Genomic DNA, 20,766 nt, shown 5'->3' with positions numbered 1-20,766 from the left:
TCCGCGAGCAAAAGTGGTGCGAGTCGGGGCCGCGAGGCTTACCGCGCGTTCTTGATGGCGTCTACGGCGTCAGGGTTCTCGATGCTTGAGAGGTCACCCATGTCGTCGCCATCGTACGCCGAAGCGATGGCACGGCGGATGATTTTCCCACTCAGCGTCTTCGGGAACTCGTTTACGAACAGAATCTCGCGCGGGCGGAACGGCTTGCCGAGCTCCTCGCCCACTTGGTTCGTGAGTTCTGCGCGGAGGTTGTCCGATTCCTCGACGCCTTCTTCTACGATGACGTAGGCGACGACGGCCGTTCCCGTGGTGTCGTCATCGACGCCGACGGCGGCGGCCTGGTTGACCGCGTTGTGTTCGATGAGCGCGCCTTCGACTTCGGCAGGACCGACCTTGCGGCCCGCGACGTTCAACACGTCGTCAGAGCGGCCGTGGAGGAACCAGAGGCCGTCGTCGTCAATCTGCGCCCAGTCGCCATGATTCCACATGTCGCCGAACTTCGACCAGTACTCTTCGAGGTAGTGTTCGTCGCCGTCCCAGAGGCTCTTGGTCACCGACGGACAGGAGTCTGTGGCGACGAGGTAACCGCGTTCGTGGTTTGCGGCGATGGATTCGCCCTGCTCGTTCACGATGTCGATGGCCATGCCAAGTCCGGGGCCGCCGAGGGTACACGGCTTGAGCGGCTGAATCGGCATCGGCATGAGGAAACAGCCACAGATTTCGGTGCCACCCGAGATGTTGATAATCGGCGTGTCGCCGCCGCCGACTTCGTTGAAAAACCACATCCACGATTCGGGGTCCCATGGTTCGCCAGTCGAGCCAAGGAGTCGAAGCGACGAGAGGTCGTGACCTTCGACCCAGTGGTCGCCTTTCTTGCGAATCGCGCGAATGGCTGTTGGCGAGATACCGAAGGTGGAAACTTTGTGGCGGTCGATCATCGACCAGAAGCGGTCTGGATTCGGGTAGTCCGGCGCGCCTTCGTACATGACGATGGTGCCGCCAAAGGTGTGGTTCCCGATGAGCGTCCACGGCCCCATCATCCAGCCGATGTCGGACACCCAGAAGAAGCGGTCAGACGGCTTCTGGTCGAAGCCGAAGTGAATCTCCTTTGCAGTCATCAGCTGTGCCCCCGCGTGGGTGTGGACGATGCCCTTTGGCATCCCCGTCGTCCCCGAGGAGTAGAGCAACATCGACTCGTCTGCCGAGTCCAGTGCAACGGTGTCGAACTCGTCGTCTTGGGTCGCGACGGCGTCGTCCCACCACTCGTCTTGGGCGTCGTCCCACGGTGCTTCGCCGTCGTCGAAGCGGTTGTAGACGATGGTGTGTTCGACGTGCCCGGCTTCGTCGATAGCTTCGTCTGCCTGCCCTTTCAAGCGCACCTTGCTGCCCCGGCGGTAGAACCCGTCGCCCGTGAACAGGACGCGACATTCGGCGTCCTCGATGCGGGTTGCAGTGGCGTCAACGCCGAACCCGGAGAAGATAGGAACCGCAATCGCACCGACTTTGAAACAGCCGTAGAGAATCGAGATGACTTCCGGAACCATCGGCATGTAGAGGCCCACCGTGTCGCCCTTCTCGATGCCGCGTTCGCGGAGCGCGTTTGCGACTTGGTTCGATTGGCGATACAGTTCGTGATACGTGAGTTCCCGAACCTCGCCCGGTTCGCCCTCCCAGAGACAAGCGACCTTGTTCCGGTTCGGTGAGTCAACCGTCGCGTGGCGGTCGACCGTGTTGTGCGCGATGTTGAGTTTACCGCCCGGATACCACTTCGAGAACTGCGGTCCGTCGGTGTTGTCGCGCACCGAATCGTAGTCTTCGTAGAAGTCGACGCCCATCCAGTCTACGATCTCGTCCCAAAACCACTCTACACCCGATTCGCCATCGCCCGAATCGACGGTCGTCCGCTCGATGAGCGCGTCGTAATCGGCGATGTCGTGTTCCTGCATGAATCGCCAGACGTTCGTCGATTCGACGAACTCCTGGGAGGGTTCGTACACGATGTCGTCAAAGTCCTCAAGAGATTCCATGATTAGCCTATATGGAGATATTCAAGCGAATACAAAGTAGTTGTGCCACGACGTCCCACTGTAGTGTCAACCTACGTATGATTTTTCTCGAGGACGGTCGGGACGCGCCAAATCCTTTTGCTCACCGCGAGACAAGAGATTGCCATGTACGTCCGAGAAGCGAAGAACCGAGATGAGGTCTGGTTGCTCGACCACATTGAGGCGATGGGACTCGACGGCACGGCTTTTCGCTCTCGCGATTACGTCATTGCGGTCGATGAGAACACCAACGAGCGGGCCGGATTCGGGCGCATCCGAATCCACGTCACCGACGACGGCGAGCTGTGCGAACTCACGAGCATCGGCACGCTCACAGACTGGCGCAGACAGGGCGTCTCTGCCCACGTCATCGAACGCCTCCTCACGCAGGCAACAGACCACGACTTTGAGACGGTGTACGCGCTCACCGACACGCCAGAATATCTCACACAGTTCGGCTTCGACCCAGTGGCGACGAGTGCGCTCCCCGAGAAACTCAGCGACCGGCTCACAGAGAAGCGAGAGCGTCAGTCGCCGGATGTGATTTCCGTCGCTATCGCTCCTTCGGAGTTCGTCATGCCAGAACCCCTCCGCGAGCGGTTCAAACAGGCGGCGAAAAGGCAAGAACCGGAACCAGAAGACACCCCAGAAGACTTCGGTATCGACCCGACCGACGCGACCTACAAGTACGACACCGGACGCTGACTCACTCTGTGCGCGACCAGTGGCTTGGGCGCTCTTCTTTCTCGCGGGTGCGGAGTTTTTGTTTCTGAATCTTTCCGGTTGGCGTGTACGGGAACTCGTCTACAAACTCCACGTACTGGGGCACTTTGAACGACGAGAGTTCGGCCTCACACGTCTCGATGATTTCCTCTGGCGTGATGTCGAAGCCCTCCTTTTTGATGACCAGCGCCTTTACCACCTCGTCGTAGAACTCGTCTGGGCTCGGAATGATGGCGACTTCCTCGACACCGTCCAAGGCTTTGATGACGCCCTCGATTTCGTACGTCGAGATGTTCTCACCGCCACGGCGGACGATGTCCTTCTTGCGGTCTAAGAAGTAGACGAAGCCGTCTTCGTCGATTTTCGCGTAGTCACCCGTGTAGAACCAGCCATCGACGACCGCCTCTGCGGTTTTCTCGGGCTGGTCGTAGTAACTCGCGAGCATCGCCGGACAGTTCTGGATGAGTTCGCCCTTCTCGCCGCGAGGCACCTCGTTGCCGTCGTCGTCAACAACCTTGACACGCTTTTCTGCGGGCGGCAGGCCGATGCTCCCGACGCGACGCTTGTCCTTGTCGGTCGGATTGAGCATGAGCAGTGGGTCTTCGGTGAGTGAGTACCCTTCGACGATTTGGATGTCGAATCGTTCCTCGAACGGCTCGAACAGGTCTTTCGGCGTCCCCGCAGAGAAGACGTACTCGACCGGATTGTCGGCGTCGTCGGCTGCGGGTGGCATGTTGTCGAGCATCTTCAGCATACTCCCCATCGCGTTGAACTCGGTGACGCCGTGTTCGCGACACCAGTCCCACCAGTTAGACGAGGAAAACTTCTCGTAGATGACGACCTCGGCCCCGGCGGCCGCCGCCCCAAGCGTCGAGTAAATCTGGGCGTTGGCGTGGAACAGCGGGAGCGCCGTGAACAGCACGTCGTCGTGGGTAAAGCCCATCCGTTTCTGGAAGTCGATGGCCGAGATGGTCCAGTTTCGGTGTTCGCACTCGACGGCTTTTGGCGGCCCGGTCGTCCCCGAGGTGTACATGTGCAGACCGATTGCCCGGTCGTCGTCGGATGGCGGCGTGACCTCGGTGGACTGGCCTTCAGCAAGGTCGGGAAGCGAGTCGTAGCCCTCCACGTCGTCGCAGACGAGGATTTCTTCGACGCTGGTTCCGCGGGCAGCTTCGACAGCCGTGTTAAGCAGGGCTTCTGAGGTCACCAACACGACGGGCTGTGAGAGTTCGAGCGAGTGGCGGAGCGCGCTTGCTTTATACTCTGGATTCGACGGCGCGGTGATGCTGTCGAGGTACGCGTTTGCGAACATCGTGAACAGGAACTCCGGGCGGTTCGGGAGAAAGAGCGCCACTCTGTCCCCCTGTTCGACGCCCCAGTCTGCGAGCGCGTTTGCGTAGCGTTTGGAGGCCGCGACAGCGGCTGCGTAGCTGTACTGCTGGTCACCAAAATTCAGAAACGTCTTTTCCGGCGTCTTCTCGACGCGCGCCTCAAGCAAGTCGTCGATTCGCATGTGTGCTGTGGTATGAAATACCAGTATAAGGGTGTTGGCAACGCGCCGTGCGTTGCCATCGCTGAGTGTTGCAGTTTACCCGTCGAACCGCGTGACCGTGGAAATCTCTTCGGGGTCGATTTCGTCGAACGCGTTGCGCGCGATGACGCGCTTGTGAACCTCGTCTGCGCCGTCTACGATGCGGAACTGGCGAACCTCCTCGTAGAAGTCGGAGATTGGCAGGTCTTTGCCCATCCCGTTTGCGCCACAGAACTGCAACGACGTGTCGATGGCCTCCTGTGCGACGTTCGCGGCGAACACCTTACACATGGAGACGGGAATCCGGGCTTCGTCGCCCTCGGCGATTTGCCACGCGGCGTGGCGCACCATCGTCTTCACGGCGTGGAGTTTCGTCTCGTGTTCGGCGATCGCAAAGCGCGGGCCTTGCTTCTCTGCGACCGGGCCGCCAAAGGCCTCGCGCTCTGAGATGTAGGCTTTCGCCACGTCGAGCGAGCGCTGAGCCATGCCCGAAAAGCGCATACAGTGGGTCAGGCGGGCCGGGCCGAGACGCTGTTGGGCGTGGGTGAAGCCCATGTTTTCGGTGCCGAGCAAGTTCTCTTCTGGGACGCGCACGTCGTTGAACTTGATTTCGGAGTGCACGGTTCCGATGACGCCGCCGCCGGTGTGCGGAATGTCGCGGACGACTTCCACGCCGGGCGTGTCGATTGGGACGAGAATCAGCGACGCGCCCTGATACGGGTGGGCGTCGAAGTCGGTGCGCGCCATCACGATGAGGATGCTCGCGTCGCTACCGTTCGTCGTCCACCACTTGTGCCCGTTTACGACCCACTCGTCGCCGTCTTTCTCGGCTTTCGTCTTGAGCATCTTCGGGTCTGAGCCACCGCCCTGAATCGGCTCAGTCATGGCGAACCCGGAGTGAATGTCACCGGCGACGAGCGGCCGAAGCCACTCGTCTTTCTGCTCTTTCGTGCCGAGCATTTCGAAGGTGTGCATGTTGCCTTCGTCGGGAGCGTCTACGCGCATCGCGGGCGCGCCGAGGATACTGCGTCCCGCCTGCTCGAACGCTGGGAGCACGTCGCGGAATTCGAGGCCCATCCCACCGTACTCCTCTGAAATTTGCGGCGCGTACACGTCGTACTCACGGGCCTGCTCGCGCAGGTCTGCGAGAACAGAATCGGAGACCACGGCGCCCGGTTCGAGGTCGCGTTCTGCTGGAATCACCACGTCGTCCATGAACTCTCGCACCCGTCCGGAGACTTCCTGTGCGAGGGCAGAGTCGTTGTACTGCATTACCTTGTCAAGGGCCATCATTCCCTAAGACGTTTGGGATAAACGCAACCAGCGCGGGAAATCTCCTGAATGCTAACTGCTAACTTTCTGCATATTCTAGAACGTGTATGATTTTTGACCACGAATACGAACGGGCACGGTTCGTGTGGGGACCAGATAGTGTCTCCCAACTCACCGACCTCATCGACGCGGACGCGAGCGTCATGGTGGTCTGTGGCGAGAACGTCGGTGCGACAGCCGCCGTCATGGAACCGGTCACTGAGGCACTTGGCGAGACGCTCGTGGAGACGTACACCGGCGCACGACCGAACGTCCCGCACGAAACTGTCGTCGAAGGCGTCGAGCGCCTCCGCGACTGCGACGCAGACACCCTCGTGAGCGTCGGCGGCGGGAGTGCGAGCGATACGGCGAAAGCCATCGCCATCTTCGCCGCAGAGCGAACCGATGCCCTCTCCCAACTCAAAACCCGGAATGTAGACGGACAGGTCGAAGTGCCTGAGTTGCCCGCAGAAAAACTGCCGCTCTATTGTGTGGTCACGACGCTCTCTGCGGCCGAGGTGACGAACATCTGTGGCGTGTCCACCCCCGAAGAAAAAGTCGTCCTCTTAGACGAAAAGGTGCGACCGCAGGCGAGCATCTACGACCCGGCTATCGCGGAAACGACACCTGCGTCGGTCATCGGGAGCACGGGCATGAACGCGCTCGACCACGCCGTCGAAATTCTGTATTCAGCGGGCAGAAGCGACAATCCGTTCTATCAGGCCACCGCCGAGAAGGCGATTCGCTTGCTCGTAGAACATCTGCCCGGTGCGGTCGCAGGCGACCCCGAAGCGCGCGTGCAAGCACAACTTGGCGCAGCGCTCTCGGGACTCGGCGTCGTCGGTGGTGTCAGCATCAATCACGGCGTGAATCACATCCTCTGTGCGCGCCACCCGCTCTCTCACGGCGACGGAAACAGCATCCTCCTCCCTCACGGCATTCGCTTCACCGCGCCAGCAGCCCCCGACGCCATCCGCCGAATCGGGCAGGCAATGGGCGTTGACGTAACTGGGTCTGCAGAAGAAACGCTCGAAAACGTCCTCTCCGCAGTCACCACGCTCCAGGAAACTATCGGGACGCCAACCCGCCTGCGCGACGTGGGCGTCGAGAAGGACGACTTCGAAGCCGTCGCAGGAATCGCCGCAGCAGAGCCATCGCTCGCGAGTCATCCGCGAGACATCACCGAAGCGGACCTCGTCGCGTTTCTCGAAGCCGCGTGGTAATCACTCCCGCGAGCGGATGTATTCGAGCGTCTCACAGACGAGGACGACCTTTCCCTCCTCGGTCGTCACCTCGTCGCGGAACGTGACGATACCGCCGTCTTCGCGGGCTTCGGTCTTTGTGATTGTCCGCGAGACGCTGATGGTGTCGCCGATGAACGTCGGGTGTGGAATCCGCATCTTATCAAGCCCGTAGTAACAGATATTGGAATCTTCGTGGCGGAAGTCGCTCGTGATGAGCCCCTCCATCATCGAGTAGGTGAGCGGGGCGTGCACCGCGCGCTCGCCAAAGCGCGTCTCTTTTGCGAACGCCTCGTTCATCTGGAGTTCGTTCATGTCCCCCGTGTTGCCCGCGTGGGTGACGAGATGGCTCTCGGTAATCGTCCGGCCGCGCGTTTCGAACGTGTCGTCCACCGCCAAGTCCTCGTAGAAGTACGCCGTCTGTGGCATGACTACACACAGGTACGAGACGGCTTGTATCGTCGGGTCGCCTCCGTTCTTGCCGACACCCTGCCGCGTGCGGAATTATTTTATCCCGCGTCAGAAATTGTCACGCATGAATCTTGGGCATATTCTCAGACGAGCCGCGAGACGCCATCCAGACCGCACGGCGCTCCTCGGTCGTGGAGCTGAAGACGGGGTAACCTACGAAACGCTCGACGGGCGCGTAGATCGGCTCGTTTCTGGCCTTGCACAGCTCGGCGTCTCACCCGGCGACCGCGTCGGCTTGCTGGTGAAAAATCACGCCGCATTCATCGAAACGTCGGTCGCTGCCTACCGACTTGGCGCGCTCAAAGTCCCGCTCAACACGATGCTCACGCCGGGCGACCACGACCACCTTGTCTCTGATGCCGACATCGACGTGCTCGTCGCAGAAGCGCAGTTCGCAGACCACTGCACCGAGATGGACGCGCGGGCGACCCACTACGTCGTGGTCGGCGCCGAAGATGCAGCCTTCCCCGGCGAGACGCACGCCTACGAGTCACTCTTCGACTCAGACACAACCCCTCAGTCCGTCGGGAGTCGCGACGACCCCTGTGCGCTGATGTACACATCGGGCACGACGGGCTTGCCAAAGGGCGTGACCCACACCCACCACACGTGGCTCTCGACCGCGCTCTCGCTCAAAACTGAACTCGGACAGCAAGACGGTGACGTGACGCTCCACGCCGCGCCGCTCACCCACGGCACAGGCTTTCTCGTCGAATCAACCATGCTCGTTGGCGGGACGAACATCCTCGTCGATGGCTTCGACCCCGACGACTTCCTTGAGGCGGTGGACACCCACGGCGTGAACTCCATCTTCGTCGTCCCGACGATGATTTACAAACTGCTCGATACTTACGACGCAGATGACGACGACCGTGACCTCTCCTCGCTTCGCAACCTCTACTACGCTGGTGCGCCGATGAGCGCCGCCCGCCTGCGCGAAGGCCTCGACACCTTCGGCGATGTGTTCATCCAGTCCTACGGCCAGATGGAGTGTCCCATGACCATCTCCGTCCTCGACCACGAAACCCATCGCCGGGCGGCGGAAGAAAACGAACAACTACTCCAATCTGCGGGCCGCGAAGTGGACACCGCGGAAGTCAGACTCGTGGACGACAAAAACGAACCCGTCGAGCAAGGCGAACTCGGGGAGATAACGGTCCGGTCGCCGCTCGCGACGCCGGGCTACTGGGAACTGCCCGAGAAAACCGCAGAGACCATCGTGGACGGCTGGCTCCACACCGGCGACGTGGGGCGCTTTGACGAAGACGGCTTCCTCTATATCTTAGACCGGAAAAAGGACATGATAATCACCGGCGGGATGAACGTCTACCCCCGCGAAATCGAAGAGGTGCTCGCCACCCACACGGCCGTCTCGAACGCCGCCGTCATCGGCGTTCCTGATGACTACTGGGGTGAGAAAGTGATTGCCATTATCGAACCGCGCCCGGACGCAGAAATCGAGAACGCAACGCTCAGAGACGAACTCGAAGCCACCTGCGAGACCGACCTCGCGGCATACAAAAAACCGAAAGAAATCGACATCGTAACCGAGTTGCCGCGCAGCTCCTATGGAAAAGTCCGGAAAACCGACCTGCGCGACCAGTACTGGGGCGATTCGGAACGAAACGTGAACTGAGAGGGGGTCTCGTACCTGTTCAACGAGCCCTCACAATACGGTCGTCAAACCACGTGCCTCTGTCGAGGTGTGACCGAAAGACCCCCGAGTAAGTACGATACTCCCTCTGACTACCCGAAGACACGCTCGCCGTTTTTGACCACCGTTTCCACCAGATTCGTTCCGTACTGATACGGCACGTGGACATGGTTCGGGGCGTCCACGACGACGAGGTCTGCTGGCGCACCCGCGTCGAGTCGGCCGAGATTCGGTCTGTCGAGCGCGAGCGCGGCATGTTCGGTTGCGGCGACGAGCGCCTGCGCGGGCGTCATGTGCATCTCGACGCACGCGAGCGACTGCGCGAAGCCCATCGAGTGGCTGTGGCAGTTCGGGTTGAAGTCGGTCGCGATGGCGACGGGTGCGCCCTGTTCGAGCATCATCTGTGCGTCCGCAAATTCCGCGCCGAGGCCGAAAGCGGTGCCCGGCAAGAGAACCGGAACGACACCCGCCTCCACGAGCGCCAGAATGTCCTCTTCGGTCGAGTGGAGCAGGTGGTCTGCACTCGTCGCGCCGAGTTCGGCGGCGAGTTTCGTCCCGCCAATGTGTGCGAGTTCTTCTGCGTGCACTTTCGGCGTCAATCCGTGTTCTTCACCGGCTTCAAGGATCCGCCGCGATTGCTCGACGGAGAACACGTCTTTTTCGCAGAACACGTCGTTGAACTCCGCGATGCCCTGCTCCGCGACGGCGGGCAGTTGCTCCTCTATGACCTCTTGGGTGTACTCGTCCGCGTCCATCCCCTGCGGGACGGCGTGTGCGCCCATGAACGTCGGAATTACGTCCACTGGGTGCTGTCCGTCGGCTTTGCGGATGGCGTCGAGCATCCGGAGTTCGGTTTCCGTATCGAGGCCGTAGCCTGACTTGACCTCGACAGTCGTCGTCCCGTGGGCGAGCATTCGGTCGAGATGGCCGAGCAAGTTCGAGACGAGCGTTTCGTCGTCCACTTCTCGAACCGAGCGAACGGATTTGAGAATCCCACCGCCCGCCGCCAGAATCTCCTGATACGTCTTTCCGCGCAGCTTTGCCTCGAATTCGTCGGAGCGGTCTCCCGCGAACAGGGCGTGGGTGTGCGGGTCAACGAAGCCCGGGAGCACCGTTTTGCCGGTGGCGTCGATTGCCTCGGTTGCGTTCTCCGCCGGGTACTCACGGGTCACGTCGGCAGTCGAACCGACCGCGACGACCGTCCCATCCGCTACTGCAATCGCGGCGTTCTCGTAGCGTTCGAGCGGTGCATCCTCGGCCTTTCCGACGACGAGTTCTGCGGCGTCGTGGATGACGAGGTCACTCACGCCGACCACCCCGCGAGGAATTGGGCGACGGTGCGCGCCGCAGCATCGACGGTTCGGTTGTGTTCATCGAGTGGTGGTGCGCACTCCACGACTTCAAAGCCAGCGACGCGATCGTCACTCGCGGCGAGTCTGACCGCGCGAAACAGGTCGCCTGGCGAGAGACCGCCGGGAGTGGGTGCGCTTGCTCCGCAGTAGACTGCATCCAGCACGTCGATGTCCACGCTCAGATAGAGCGTGTCAACGTGTTCGAGGGCCGAGAGCGCGCTGTCGATTGCGGCCACCGCGTCGTCAGAAACCTCTTCTGCAGTCACGACTTCGCCCTCGTTGTCGAGGACGAAATCGTGGTACGCGGTGCTCGTTTCGAAGTGGCGTGCGCCGACGCAGGCGTAGCCCGCGAGTCCCGCGTCGTGGAGTTGGCGGTAGGGCGTTCCGCTCGTCGGCCCCGACTCAGGGACTTCCCGAACGTCGAGGTGCGCGTCGAAGTTGATGACGCCGACTGAGCCAGATTCGAGCAATGGAGCAACGTTCGGGAACGTCAGTGAGTTGTCGCCACCGAGGAACACCGGCATCGTGTCCTGTGCGTGGATTTCGGCGGTAGTCGCTCGGACGGCGTCTTGAACTTCAGCAACCGAGCCATCGGGAATCACCACGTCGCCGAGGTCGCCGATACTTGAGACTGGCCCGGCGTCGAAGTGATGGCTCTTGATGCCTGCGAGCGCCGCGCGGATGGCCGCTGGACCGTCTGCGGCTCCCTTGCGCGAGATGACTGCGCCGTCGTAGGGTTCACCGACGAGGACGGCGTCGTACTCGCTTGCCTTGTCCAACGAGGTGGCTTCAACGACGTGGCCGAACTGCTCGTCGCTCGGGTCCGAAGACGTTCCTTGCCAGTGTTCGGGTTCTGCGAAGCTCATTTCCGGTCTCGCATCGGAATCGGGACGTTCGAGACGGTCGCCTCGTCAAGCGCTTCCTCGTAGCCTGCGTCGGCGTGGCGGATGACGCCCATGCCGGGGTCAGTGGTGAACACGCGACGGGCCTTCTCTGCGGCGAGGTCGGTTCCATCGAGGACGACGTGATTGTTCGTGTGGAGCGCGTTGCCGATGCCAACACCGCCGCCGTCGTGGACGCTCACGATGTCCGCGCCCGCCGCGCAGTTGAGCAGGGCGTTCAAGAGTGGCCAGTCAGCAACGGCGTCTGAGCCGTCGCGCATGGCCTCTGTCTCGCGGTTCGGACTTGCGACGCTGCCCGCGTCGAGGTGGTCGCGCGTAACGACAACCGGGGCCGAGATTTCACCCTCGCGCACGAGGTCGTTGATTTTGAGCGCGAACTTCGCGCGTTCGGTGATGCCGTCCTCGTCGGTCGAATACCCGAGCCAGCAAACCCGCGACGGGAGGCCCTGAAACGCGACCTGCTCCTGTGCGAGGTCGATCCAGCGGTGGAGGTGTTCCTTCTCGGGGAACAGTTCCCTCACGGCGTCGTCGGTGCGGTGGATGTCTGCCGGGTCGCCAGAGAGTGCGGCCCAACGGAACGGCCCCTTGCCACGGCAGAACAGCGGTCGGATGTAGGCCGGGACGAAGCCCTCGAAGTCGAACGCATTTGCCATCCCGCGGTGTTCTTTGACCTGTCCACGAATGTTGTTCCCGTATTCGAAGGCGATTGCGCCCTGCTCCTGCATGGCGAGGATGCCTTCGACGTGGCGAACCATCGTGTCGAGACTCTCCTCGACGTATTTCTCAGGGTTTTCTGCGCGGAGTTGGTCGGCTTCTTCGACGGTGTAGCCCGAGGGATAGTAGCCTTCCAGTTCGTCGTGGGCGCTCGTCTGGTCGGTGACGATGTCGGGGACGAAGTCTCGTTCGAGCATCCCCTCGAACATGTCGGCGGCGTTCATGTGCAGGCCAATCGAGAGGGGGTCGCCCTTCGCAGCAGCTTCCTGTGCCATCGAGATGGCTTCGTCCAAGTCGTCGGTCTTCTCCATACAGTAGCGCGTCTCGATGCGGCGGTCGATGCGGTGGTCGTCCACTTCCGCGGCGATGCACACACCGTGGTTCATCGTCACGGCAAGCGGTTGTGCGCCGCCCATCCCGCCGAGGCCGCCGGTGACCGTGATGGTTCCCGTGAGGCCCTTGGCGTCGGGGAAGTGCTGGCGACCGGCTTCCGCGAGGGTTTCGTAGGTTCCCTGAATGATGCCCTGCGTGCCGATGTAGGCCCACGACCCGGCGGTCATCTGGCCGTACATGATGAGACCCTCTGCTTCGAGTTCGTGGAAGTGCTCCCAGTTGTCCCATTTTCCGACTAAATTCGAGTTCGCAATCAGGACGCGAGGCGCGCGTTCGTGGGTCGTGAATCGGCCCACCGGTTTGCCGGATTGGACGAGGAGCGTCTCGTCGTCGTCTAAGTCGCGGAGTTCTGCGAGAATTGCGTCGTAGGCGTCCCAACTACGGGCGGCGCGGCCGGTGCCGCCGTAGACGACGAGTTCTTCGGGGTTCTCGCCCACGTCGGGGTCTAAGTTGTTGTTGAGCATGCGGAGGGCCGCCTCCTGCCGCCAGCCCTTGCACTCGATTTCAGTGCCGGTCGGCGCACCTTGATACTCCTTCCACTGCTCTGAAGGCTCGCCAAATCGACTTTTCCGGTCGGTCGGTTGCTGGTGTCCCATGTATACGCATACCAAGTGCGGCCAGCGCCGAGAGGGTGGAGTCTCCATGTGGAATGGTATTTTTATACGCCTCTCCCCAAGTCCCGCCATGTACAAAGCCGTGTTCCGTATCACTGGGAGCGGCCCGTACGCCCGGGCAACGGCGCGAAACGACACCGAAATCGAACTCTGGTGTAACGACCACTGTGACCTCCTGCACTTGACCGGCGAACACACAGACGACGTGCTCGCGCGCGTCGAAGCGGAGGTCGGCGTCCGCGAGCGCATCGACAACGGCGCAGACCAAGTCATCATCACGAACGCCTGCCTGAAAGAGCACGGGACGGACTACATCGAAGCATATCTCGCCGAACACGACTGCTTGTTGTTGCCGCCACTTCGGTACGAAAAGGGCGCGAAAATCGTGCGCGTGCTCGCCCTGGACTCGGCGAACCTCACCAACTTCTATCGGGCGATTACCGCAGACCAGCAGGTGACGGTCGAATCAAAACAGGAACTCGAGAGCGTTGCCTCTGACACGCCGCTCATGTCGATTGAGTCGGCGCTTCCGACGCTGTCTGCCCGCCAGCGCGAGGTGTTTCTGTTGGCACACGAGCGCGGGTACTACGAAATTCCGCGGAGAACGACGACAACCGAAATCGCAGAAGAAATCGGCGTGGGGCGGCGAACCGTCGAGCACCATCTCCGGAGAGCAGAACAGAAATTTGCGGATATGCTGGTCGAATATCTCTGATTAGAGCAGCCCCATCGCCGCGACGAGGTGGGTCATCCCGGCGACGACCGGGACGAGGATGACCGTCCGGATGATGAACAGCCCAACGAGGTCGCGGAAGCGAATCGGCACGTCGCTGAACATGTCCATAATCATCGGTCCGACCGAGGAGAAGAAGATGAGCTGTGAGACGGCGAGGACGGCGATGAAGAATTTCGCCATCGGCGCGGTCTCGGTCACGAGCAAGACGGGGACGTACATCTCCGTGATGCCGACGATGGTCGCGGGCGCGACGGCGGCGGCGTTCGGGATGCCGAGGGCGGCGATGATGGGGACTAAAGGCCGCCCGATGATGTCGAAGACGGGCGTGTTCGCCGACAGGAGCGTGGCAGCGAGGCCAACGGCGAGGATGGTGCCCAAGATGAGGCTCGTGAGTTTGATACCATCGACAAATCCGCGGGTTGCGGCTTCGAGGAACGATTCGCCTTCGTCGGCCTTTTTGACGGCTTCAGAAAGCGCGAAGCGGGCGTAATCGGCGAGTGACCCGGTGAAGCCGACTTCCGGCTCCGGCTCTGCGATGTACTCTTTTGGCGTCGTCGAGATGGGAGGAATCCGGACGAGGATGATGCTCGTGAGGACGACGCAGACGAAGTACGCCCCAAAGATGACGGGGAACAGCGCGAGCATGTCGAGGGTTGCGGCGACCACGCCCACAAAGCCGATGCTCACCGTCGAAAAGCAGGTTGCGATGGTGAACACGTCGCGCTTGTGGTAGCCGCCCTTTTCGAACACGTTTCGCGTGACGTAGAGGCCGACGCTGTAGGAGCCAACCCACGACGCGAGACTGTCGAGGGCGGCGCGGCCCGGAACCTTGAACAGCGGCTTCATCACCGGCCGCGAGAGCGTGCCCACGAATTCGAGGCCGCCGAGTTCGACGAAGATGGTGATGAACACCGCGCCAATAGGGATGATGATGCCGACGCTGTAGACGAGCGTCCCCCACATCAGCCCGCCCGTTCCGGGGGTGTGGAGCCACGCCGGACCGAGTTTGAAGAACATGACCGGGGCAAGCACGAGTCCGGCGAGTCTGAGTATCCAGAACACGACGGAGGTCTCGAAGTACGAGAGGTCGATGCCTGCAACCGGTTCGTCGGTGACCATTGCAAGCGTCGTGAGCACGCCGCCTGCGACGATAATCGCCAGCGCGTAGACGCCGACCGCACCGGGGAACGTCTCGGTGATGTAGCTCACCGCGATGTCGAAGGGAACCGTGATTTCACCGCCGTAGCGCACCGGTAACAGGAAGAACACGCCGCCGATGAGGAAGGCGAGCAGGAATTTCACCACCGGTTGCATCGCCAAGTCGTGTAAGTCAATTTCCTCGATACTCCGCGCCCGTTGGTCGCCGTCGACCGTCCACGTTCGTCCGCCTTCAGTAGCCATACTCCCGTCCAATGTGAACGTATTGCATAGACGTTCGATTTCCGTATGGAGGGGAGTTTAACAGTACATACCGCAGAAACCGCAATTATTTATCAGAAATTCAGTGTCTGTCTTGCAGTTGTCCGTGGGCTTAATAACGAGTACCTGAACCACACAAATGAGCCATGTCAACATCAGACATTGAGGAGGTCACAGACTACGAGTTGTTCATCGACGGTGCGTTCCGGGCATCCCACGGCGACGAGCGCGTCGAGGTGTCGTTCCCGTACGACGGAACGGTGTGGGCGACCGTGCCCGACGCCACCGAAGAAGACGTAGACGATGCCGTCGCGGCCGCGCGCGCAGCCTTCGAACGCGACGAGTGGCGCGACACCAAGCCGAGCGACCGACGCGAGATTCTGAACCAAATCGCGGACACCATCGACGCGCACGGAGACGAACTCGCGGAGCTCGAAACGCTTCAGAACGGCAAGCTCCTGCGCGAGATGAAAGAGCAGTTGAGCGGCCTTGGCGAGTGGTATCGGTACTACGGCCGCATCGCAGAAGAAGTCGAATCTGGGCGCACCATCCCCGTCGATAAGAAAGACGGGCAGATGTTCAACTACATCCGCCACGAGCCGTTCGGCGTCGTCGGCGCGATTACGGCGTGGAACTCGCCATTACTTCTGACGGCGTGGAAACTCGCCCCGGCGCTCGCGGCGGGCAATACGTTCGTCCACAAACCGAGCGAGGAGACGCCCGTGAGTGCGCTTCGATTCGTGGAACTCATCTACGAACACACCGACTTGCCCGACGGCGTGTATAACGTCGTGCCCGGGCAGGGACACACCGGTGCGGCGCTCACCGCGCACTCGGACGTGGACAAACTCGCGTTCACCGGGAGCACCGCTGTCGGGCGGAAAGTGGCGAAAGCTGCGGGTGAGAACCTCACCAAAGTCTCGCTCGAGCTCGGTGGAAAGAGTCCGAACGTCATCCTCCCCGACGCGAATCTCGATGATGCGGTAAACGGCGTGATGAAGGGGATTTTCGCGGCGACGGGCCAGACCTGCATGGCGGGGTCGCGCGTGCTCGTCCACGAGGACGTCCACGAGGAGTTCGTCTCGAAGCTGACCGCGCGGGCAGGCGACATCAAGATGGGCGATCCGCGGAACATGGACACGCAGATGGGGCCGGTGGCCTTCCGCGGCCAGTGGGAGACCGTCCACAAGTACGTCCAGTCAGGGCTCGAAGAGGGTGCAACACTCGAAATCGGCGGCGAGATGCCCGCGGACCAGCCCGGTGAGTGTTTCATCCAGCCAACGGTGTTCGTTGACGTAGAAAACGACATGACCGTCGCCCGCGAGGAGATTTTCGGCCCGGTTGCGAGCGTCATCTCCTTTGAAAGTCTAGACGAAGCGCTCTCTATCGCAAACGACACCGACTTCGGCCTCGCGGCAGCCATCTGGACGCAGGATATGGACCGTGCAAACGAGTTCGTCGAAACTGTCGAAGCGGGCACGGTGTGGGTAAACGAGTACCGTCTCGTCGCGCCGAACTCGCCGTTTGGCGGCTACAAGGCAAGCGGCCTCGGCCGCGAAAACGGCCGCGAAGGCTTAGAAGAGTACTACCAGACCAAAAGCGTCTGGTACAACCACGCGGGCGAAGTGGGCGACCCGTTCGTCCTCGAATAAGGAGGAACTCAGGCCGCTTCGAAGAAGAAGACGCCGTCGCGCGCTTCGACAAACTGCACCGAGTCGTCCGGCCCCAGTTCGGGATTGTCGAGAACTCGGGCGGTGATGCGGATGTCGTCCGCGAGGTCAACGACGCACACCTCGAACGGTTCTTGGCCTTGGTGGTCTGCGCCGGGCACGCGGATGGTCGTCCGAGCGTAGACGATTCCCGACCCGTCCAGTTCTCTTGTTTCGAACGACTCGCACCCGCAGTCACGACAGGCGACGACCGGGAACCCATAGAGTTCGCCGCAGTCTGCGCACTCGGTCGCGGGGAATGCGGGCATCACGCATCCCTCCCGAGGACGGTGACTGTACATACTGCGCCGCTCCCACCCAGATTGTGCGTGAGCGCGAGTTCCGCGCCATCGACTTGATTTTCGTGTTCGCCGAGCAGTTGCAGACAGGCTTCGTACACCTGTCCGATGCCGGTCGCGCCGACCGGATGCCCTTTCGAGAGCAACCCACCGCTCGGGTTGATTGGCACGTCGCCATCGACCGCGGTCACACCCTCTGCGGCGGCGCGCGCCCCTTCGCCTTTCTCGAACAGGCCGAGGTCTTCTGAGTCACCGATTTCTGCGGCGCTGAAACAGTCGTGGAGTTCGACCACGTCCAAGTCGGTCGGTGAAATGCCCGCCTGCGCGTAGGCGTCATTCGCGGCGGTGACGGTCGCGTCGAGCGTGGTCAAATCCTCGTAGCGATACGCCCCGCTTCGCCCGCTCGCGTGGCCGCTCCCGAGAACCGAGAGCGGCGTGTCGGTGAACTCGCGCGCCCGGTCGCTCGCGGTGATGACGAGCGCCGCGCCGCCGTCCGCGGCCGGGCAACAGTCGTAGAGTCGAAGCGGGTCTGCGACCAGTCTGGATTCCACCACGTCGTCGATGGCGATTGGGTCGCGGAACCGTGCTCTCGGATTGGTCGCGCCGTTGGCGCGATTTTTCACCGGAATCGCGGCGACTTCCTCGCGGGTCGCCCCGTGTTCGTGCATGTAGCGGTCGAGCCAGAGGCCGTAGAAGCCGGGGAAGGTGAGGCCGGTTTTGCCCTCCGTTTGGGTGTCCGCGGCGCTGTTGAGCGCGCGGGTGAACTCCGTGGTTTCGGCGTTCGTCATGCTCTCGACGCCCGCGACGACGACCACGTCGTGGACACCAGTGGCGACGGCCTGATACGCCTGTCTCAGGGCGATCCCCGAACTCGCACACGCGCCTTCGGTCTTCATCGTGGGGATGCCCGTGAGTCCCACGCTGTCCGCGACGAGCGGCGCGATGTTCTCTTGGCCTTCGAGAATTCCCGCGACGAAGTTGCCGAGATACAACGCATCGACGTCCGCTCTATTCACGTCGCACGAGCGCAATGCCCGAGAGACGGCCCGCACCCCGAGGTCTTTGACGCCAGCATCGAGCACCCCAAATTCGGTTGTGCCCATGCCAACAATGCTCACATTTCGCATGGTGCTAGCTTCCGGTGAAGGCGAATAAGCCTACCTGTGTGACCGTTTATCACCGTGGCCGTGGAGGATGGATTATGACCACCCACGTCACCTACGACCTCGAAGACGGTGTTGCGACGATTACCCTCTCTCGGCCGGAGAAACTGAACGCGCTGACCCTCGAAATGTGGGAGACCGTAGACGACCTGCTCACACGCGCCGACCGAGACGGCGCGCGTGTGGCGGTTCTCACTGGCGAGGGGCGCACCTTCTGTGCGGGCGACGACATCGCCACGCTCCGCGACATCGACGACACGCGAGCGGTGCGCGAACTCACCAAAATTGCGCTCGACTGCTTCGGCGCGATTGAGGACGCCCCGCTGCCGGTGGTTGGGAAAGCCAACGGGTCGGCCTACGGTGGCGGGTTCGAGTTGCTCCTCGCGTGTGACCTGACCGTCGTTCCAGAAGCCGCCGAGTTTGCCCTGCCGGAGGTCCAGATTGGGGCGTATCCGTTCTACGGCGCAAAGCGACTCGCACGGATGATTGGTCGTCAGCGGGCCGCCGACATTGCACTTGCCGGACGGAAGCTCTCTGGCGAGGAGGCTGCCGAGTGGGGACTGTTCGCCAGAGCCGTCGCAAGCGACGACGTGGATGAAGCTGTCGAATCCCTCGTGGCAAAGCTCAAACGCGGGTCGCCACCCGCCGTCGAAACGACCAAAGCGTGGCTGAACGCGAGCCTCAAGTTCGCGGGAGAAGACGACGCGATGCGAACCGGGCTTGGCTACCTGTTTGCGGGGCCTGAGGCACACGAAGGTGCGCTCTCGTTTCTCGAAAAGCGCGACCCCGACTATGTCGAGTGAGAACAACACACATATTCATGGGGCTGAAAAACTCAGGCCATGACGGGCATTCCGAATCCAAGCGATTTCTCGTGGGACGCGGTCTGGGCACAGTTCGATTGGGACGCGCCGGACGAACTCAACATCACACACGAAGTCGTGACACGAAACGTCGGACGCGGCACGGCGCTCTCGTGGTACGGCGCAGACGGTGAAGCGGTCGAGCAGACCTACAAAGACCTCGAAGCCGAGAGTTCGAAGGTGGCGAACGCACTCGCAGACCTCGGCGTCGAACGCGGCGACCCCGTTGCCACACTCGTCCCACGCGTTCCCGAACTCTATCCACTGTTTCTCGGGATTTGGCGGGCTGGCGCGGTGTACGTCCCGCTGTTCACGGCGTTCGGGCCGGACGCGATTGCGGCGCGAGCGGGCGACGCCGACGTGGACGTGATTTTCACAACCCCCGAGTACCGTGACCGCGTGGCCGCCGTCGAAGACGAAATCGACTTCGAGCACATCGTCGTGCTCGACCGCGACGGCGTCGGCATTGATGGCGGCGACATCTCCCACGCGAGTCTGCTTGCAGACCAGTCCACCAGCCACGAGATTGTGAAAACGAGCGCGGACGACGTGTGCACGCTCGAATACACCTCGGGGACGACGGGGCCACCGAAGGGGTGTCTCCTGACCCACCGCGTGCTCGGCGCGCTTTATCCCTACCTCTGGTACGGCATGGGACTCACCGGCGACGAGGTGTTCTGGGGCGCAGCAGACCCCGGTTGGATGTACGGCCTGCTCTCTGCGGGCGTCGCGCCCGTGAGCATGGGCGTCCAGAACGTGATGTACGCGGGCGAGTTCGACCCGACTTCATGGTACGACGTGATGGAGCGTGCAGGCGTCACCACCCTTGCGAGTAGCCCAACGGCCTATCGCGGGCTGATGGCCGAAGACGAGTTGCACGAACAGTACGACCTCGCCCTCGAACGCGGCAACAGCGCGGGCGAACCACTCAACCCCGAGGTCGTCCGCTGGTTCGAAGACGAACTCTCAGTGGCCGTCTACGACCAATACGGCGTCACCGAGGCGGGCATGGTCGTCTGCAACCAGCACGCAGCACCCGAGCAGTTCGTCCAAGGGAGCATGGGAACGCCACTCCCCGGCTTCGAGGTCGCGGTGCTCGGGGACGGCGAGCGCGTTCCCGAGGGTGAGACGGGCGAACTTGCAGTCAAGCGCACGGAGGGCACGTACTTTTCCGGCTACCTGAACCGGCCGCAGGCGACCGAGAAGGCGTGGACGACGCTCGACGGGGACGAATACTTCCTGACCGGCGACGCGGTGACCAAAGAGGACGGTGTCTACTGGTTCGTCGGGCGTGCAGACGACGTTATCATCTCTTCTGGCTATCGCATCGGTCCGTTCGAGGTCGAGAGCACGCTCATCGAACACGAATCGGTCGCAGAGGCCGCAGTCATCGGCGTGCCGGACGACCAGCGCGGCGAGGTCGTGACGGCGTTCGTCGTCCTCCGCGGTGGCTACGAGGCGAGCCCTGCCCTGCGCGAGGATATCGTCTCGTTCGTGAAGGGGAAACTCGCACGTCACGCCTATCCCCGGCAAGTGCACATCGTCGACGAACTGCCGAAAACGTCGAGCGGGAAGATTCGGCGCGTCGAACTCAGAAACCGCGCGCGGACTGTGTGACCTCGCCGC

The 20,766-nt window shown here is 62.0% G+C and carries 17 protein-coding genes; 7 read left to right on the top strand and 10 right to left on the bottom strand.

Annotation, left to right across the window (positions count from 1 at the left end):
• Positions 1-38: 38 nt before the first annotated feature.
• Positions 39-2,027, bottom strand: coding sequence for an AMP-binding protein (locus V5N47_RS12385; protein WP_338727908.1), 1,989 nt, complete (start codon positions 2,025-2,027; stop codon positions 39-41).
• 144 nt (positions 2,028-2,171) lie between these two features.
• Here V5N47_RS12385 and V5N47_RS12380 point away from each other — a divergent pair, with 144 nt between their 5' ends.
• Positions 2,172-2,750, top strand: a complete 579-nt coding sequence (locus tag V5N47_RS12380) for a GNAT family N-acetyltransferase (protein ID WP_338727906.1) — start codon at positions 2,172-2,174, stop codon at positions 2,748-2,750.
• Position 2,751: 1 nt separating this feature from the next.
• Here the strand turns inward: V5N47_RS12380 and V5N47_RS12375 are convergent, their stop codons facing one another.
• Together V5N47_RS12375 and V5N47_RS12370 are read right to left on the bottom strand one after the other, a co-directional pair.
• Positions 2,752-4,281, bottom strand: coding sequence for an AMP-binding protein (locus tag V5N47_RS12375; RefSeq protein WP_338727904.1), 1,530 nt, complete (start codon positions 4,279-4,281; stop codon positions 2,752-2,754).
• 75 nt (positions 4,282-4,356) lie between these two features.
• On the bottom strand, positions 4,357-5,571 hold the full coding sequence (locus tag V5N47_RS12370) for an acyl-CoA dehydrogenase family protein (RefSeq protein ID WP_338727902.1): 1,215 nt from the start codon (positions 5,569-5,571) through the stop codon (positions 4,357-4,359).
• 107 nt (positions 5,572-5,678) lie between these two features.
• On the opposite strand from V5N47_RS12370, the gene V5N47_RS12365 reads away from it, so the two are divergent.
• A complete protein-coding gene (locus tag V5N47_RS12365; RefSeq protein WP_338727900.1) occupies positions 5,679-6,833 on the top strand; it encodes an iron-containing alcohol dehydrogenase family protein in 1,155 nt (384 codons plus the stop codon).
• On the opposite strand, the gene V5N47_RS12360 is transcribed toward V5N47_RS12365, so the two are convergent.
• Complete coding sequence (locus V5N47_RS12360; protein ID WP_338727898.1) at positions 6,834-7,280, bottom strand: MaoC/PaaZ C-terminal domain-containing protein; 447 nt, start codon at positions 7,278-7,280, stop codon at positions 6,834-6,836.
• Between the two features lie 106 nt (positions 7,281-7,386).
• Between V5N47_RS12360 and V5N47_RS12355 the strand changes: the two genes are divergently transcribed.
• Positions 7,387-8,958 carry an AMP-binding protein gene (locus V5N47_RS12355; protein WP_338727896.1) on the top strand — a complete coding sequence of 524 codons (1,572 nt, stop codon included), beginning with the start codon at positions 7,387-7,389 and terminating at the stop codon, positions 8,956-8,958.
• Positions 8,959-9,068: 110 nt separating this feature from the next.
• Here the strand turns inward: V5N47_RS12355 and hutI are convergent, their stop codons facing one another.
• The 3 genes from hutI to hutU are packed head-to-tail and all read right to left on the bottom strand — an operon-like array spanning position 9,069 to position 12,933.
• Positions 9,069-10,283: an imidazolonepropionase gene (gene hutI / locus V5N47_RS12350; protein WP_338727894.1), complete on the bottom strand. Its 1,215-nt coding sequence runs from the start codon at positions 10,281-10,283 to the stop codon at positions 9,069-9,071.
• Positions 10,280-11,194: a formimidoylglutamase gene (hutG, locus tag V5N47_RS12345; protein WP_338727892.1), complete on the bottom strand. Its 915-nt coding sequence runs from the start codon at positions 11,192-11,194 to the stop codon at positions 10,280-10,282. Before hutG ends, hutI begins: the two co-directional genes overlap by 4 nt.
• Entirely contained in the window at positions 11,191-12,933 is a 1,743-nt protein-coding gene (gene hutU, locus V5N47_RS12340; RefSeq protein ID WP_338727890.1) for a urocanate hydratase, read from the bottom strand. The genes hutG and hutU overlap by 4 nt, the downstream gene beginning before the upstream one ends.
• Before the next feature lie 88 nt (positions 12,934-13,021).
• Between hutU and V5N47_RS12335 the strand changes: the two genes are divergently transcribed.
• Positions 13,022-13,666, top strand: a complete 645-nt coding sequence (locus V5N47_RS12335; RefSeq protein WP_338727888.1) for a helix-turn-helix domain-containing protein — start codon at positions 13,022-13,024, stop codon at positions 13,664-13,666.
• Here the strand turns inward: V5N47_RS12335 and V5N47_RS12330 are convergent, their stop codons facing one another.
• Positions 13,667-15,088 carry a YjiH family protein gene (locus V5N47_RS12330; protein WP_338727886.1) on the bottom strand — a complete coding sequence of 474 codons (1,422 nt, stop codon included), beginning with the start codon at positions 15,086-15,088 and terminating at the stop codon, positions 13,667-13,669. It abuts the gene before it with no gap.
• A gap of 164 nt (positions 15,089-15,252) precedes the next feature.
• Between V5N47_RS12330 and V5N47_RS12325 the strand changes: the two genes are divergently transcribed.
• A complete protein-coding gene (locus V5N47_RS12325; protein WP_338727884.1) occupies positions 15,253-16,758 on the top strand; it encodes an aldehyde dehydrogenase in 1,506 nt (501 codons plus the stop codon).
• Between the two features lie 8 nt (positions 16,759-16,766).
• Here the strand turns inward: V5N47_RS12325 and V5N47_RS12320 are convergent, their stop codons facing one another.
• Together V5N47_RS12320 and V5N47_RS12315 are read right to left on the bottom strand one after the other, a co-directional pair.
• On the bottom strand, positions 16,767-17,084 hold the full coding sequence (locus tag V5N47_RS12320; protein ID WP_338727882.1) for an OB-fold domain-containing protein: 318 nt from the start codon (positions 17,082-17,084) through the stop codon (positions 16,767-16,769).
• Positions 17,084-18,241: a thiolase domain-containing protein gene (locus V5N47_RS12315; RefSeq protein ID WP_338727880.1), complete on the bottom strand. Its 1,158-nt coding sequence runs from the start codon at positions 18,239-18,241 to the stop codon at positions 17,084-17,086. Before V5N47_RS12315 ends, V5N47_RS12320 begins: the two co-directional genes overlap by 1 nt.
• A 74-nt stretch (positions 18,242-18,315) precedes the next feature.
• Between V5N47_RS12315 and V5N47_RS12310 the strand changes: the two genes are divergently transcribed.
• Positions 18,316-19,080, top strand: coding sequence for an enoyl-CoA hydratase/isomerase family protein (locus V5N47_RS12310; protein ID WP_338727878.1), 765 nt, complete (start codon positions 18,316-18,318; stop codon positions 19,078-19,080).
• A 39-nt stretch (positions 19,081-19,119) separates the two neighbouring features.
• Positions 19,120-20,757 (top strand): AMP-binding protein, encoded by a 1,638-nt coding sequence (locus tag V5N47_RS12305; RefSeq protein ID WP_338727876.1) that lies wholly within the window; start codon positions 19,120-19,122, stop codon positions 20,755-20,757.
• Positions 20,758-20,766 lie beyond the last annotated feature (9 nt).

This window comes from Haladaptatus sp. DJG-WS-42, assembly GCF_037198285.1.
Classification (GTDB): Archaea; Halobacteriota; Halobacteria; order Halobacteriales; family Halococcaceae; genus QDMS2.
The sequence above is the reverse complement of the archived record's forward strand: the minus strand, read 5'-3'. Positions and strand labels throughout refer to the sequence as shown.

Excerpts from the sequence above, each read along its gene's own strand:
- V5N47_RS12370 (WP_338727902.1), bottom strand. The coding sequence starts at position 5,571 with ATGCAGTACAACGACTCTGCCCTCGCACAGGAAGTCTCCGGACGGGTG.
- V5N47_RS12310 (WP_338727878.1), top strand. The coding sequence starts at position 18,316 with ATGACCACCCACGTCACCTACGACCTCGAAGACGGTGTTGCGACGATT.
- hutG (WP_338727892.1), bottom strand. The coding sequence starts at position 11,194 with ATGAGCTTCGCAGAACCCGAACACTGGCAAGGAACGTCTTCGGACCCG.
- V5N47_RS12320 (WP_338727882.1), bottom strand. The coding sequence starts at position 17,084 with ATGCCCGCATTCCCCGCGACCGAGTGCGCAGACTGCGGCGAACTCTAT.
- hutU (WP_338727890.1), bottom strand. The coding sequence starts at position 12,933 with ATGGGACACCAGCAACCGACCGACCGGAAAAGTCGATTTGGCGAGCCT.
- V5N47_RS12380 (WP_338727906.1), top strand. The coding sequence starts at position 2,172 with ATGTACGTCCGAGAAGCGAAGAACCGAGATGAGGTCTGGTTGCTCGAC.
- V5N47_RS12375 (WP_338727904.1), bottom strand. The coding sequence starts at position 4,281 with ATGCGAATCGACGACTTGCTTGAGGCGCGCGTCGAGAAGACGCCGGAA.
- V5N47_RS12335 (WP_338727888.1), top strand. The coding sequence starts at position 13,022 with ATGTACAAAGCCGTGTTCCGTATCACTGGGAGCGGCCCGTACGCCCGG.
- V5N47_RS12305 (WP_338727876.1), top strand. The coding sequence starts at position 19,120 with ATGACGGGCATTCCGAATCCAAGCGATTTCTCGTGGGACGCGGTCTGG.
- V5N47_RS12385 (WP_338727908.1), bottom strand. The coding sequence starts at position 2,027 with ATGGAATCTCTTGAGGACTTTGACGACATCGTGTACGAACCCTCCCAG.
- V5N47_RS12330 (WP_338727886.1), bottom strand. The coding sequence starts at position 15,088 with ATGGCTACTGAAGGCGGACGAACGTGGACGGTCGACGGCGACCAACGG.
- V5N47_RS12360 (WP_338727898.1), bottom strand. The coding sequence starts at position 7,280 with ATGCCACAGACGGCGTACTTCTACGAGGACTTGGCGGTGGACGACACG.
- V5N47_RS12365 (WP_338727900.1), top strand. The coding sequence starts at position 5,679 with ATGATTTTTGACCACGAATACGAACGGGCACGGTTCGTGTGGGGACCA.
- V5N47_RS12315 (WP_338727880.1), bottom strand. The coding sequence starts at position 18,241 with ATGCGAAATGTGAGCATTGTTGGCATGGGCACAACCGAATTTGGGGTG.
- V5N47_RS12355 (WP_338727896.1), top strand. The coding sequence starts at position 7,387 with ATGAATCTTGGGCATATTCTCAGACGAGCCGCGAGACGCCATCCAGAC.
- V5N47_RS12325 (WP_338727884.1), top strand. The coding sequence starts at position 15,253 with ATGTCAACATCAGACATTGAGGAGGTCACAGACTACGAGTTGTTCATC.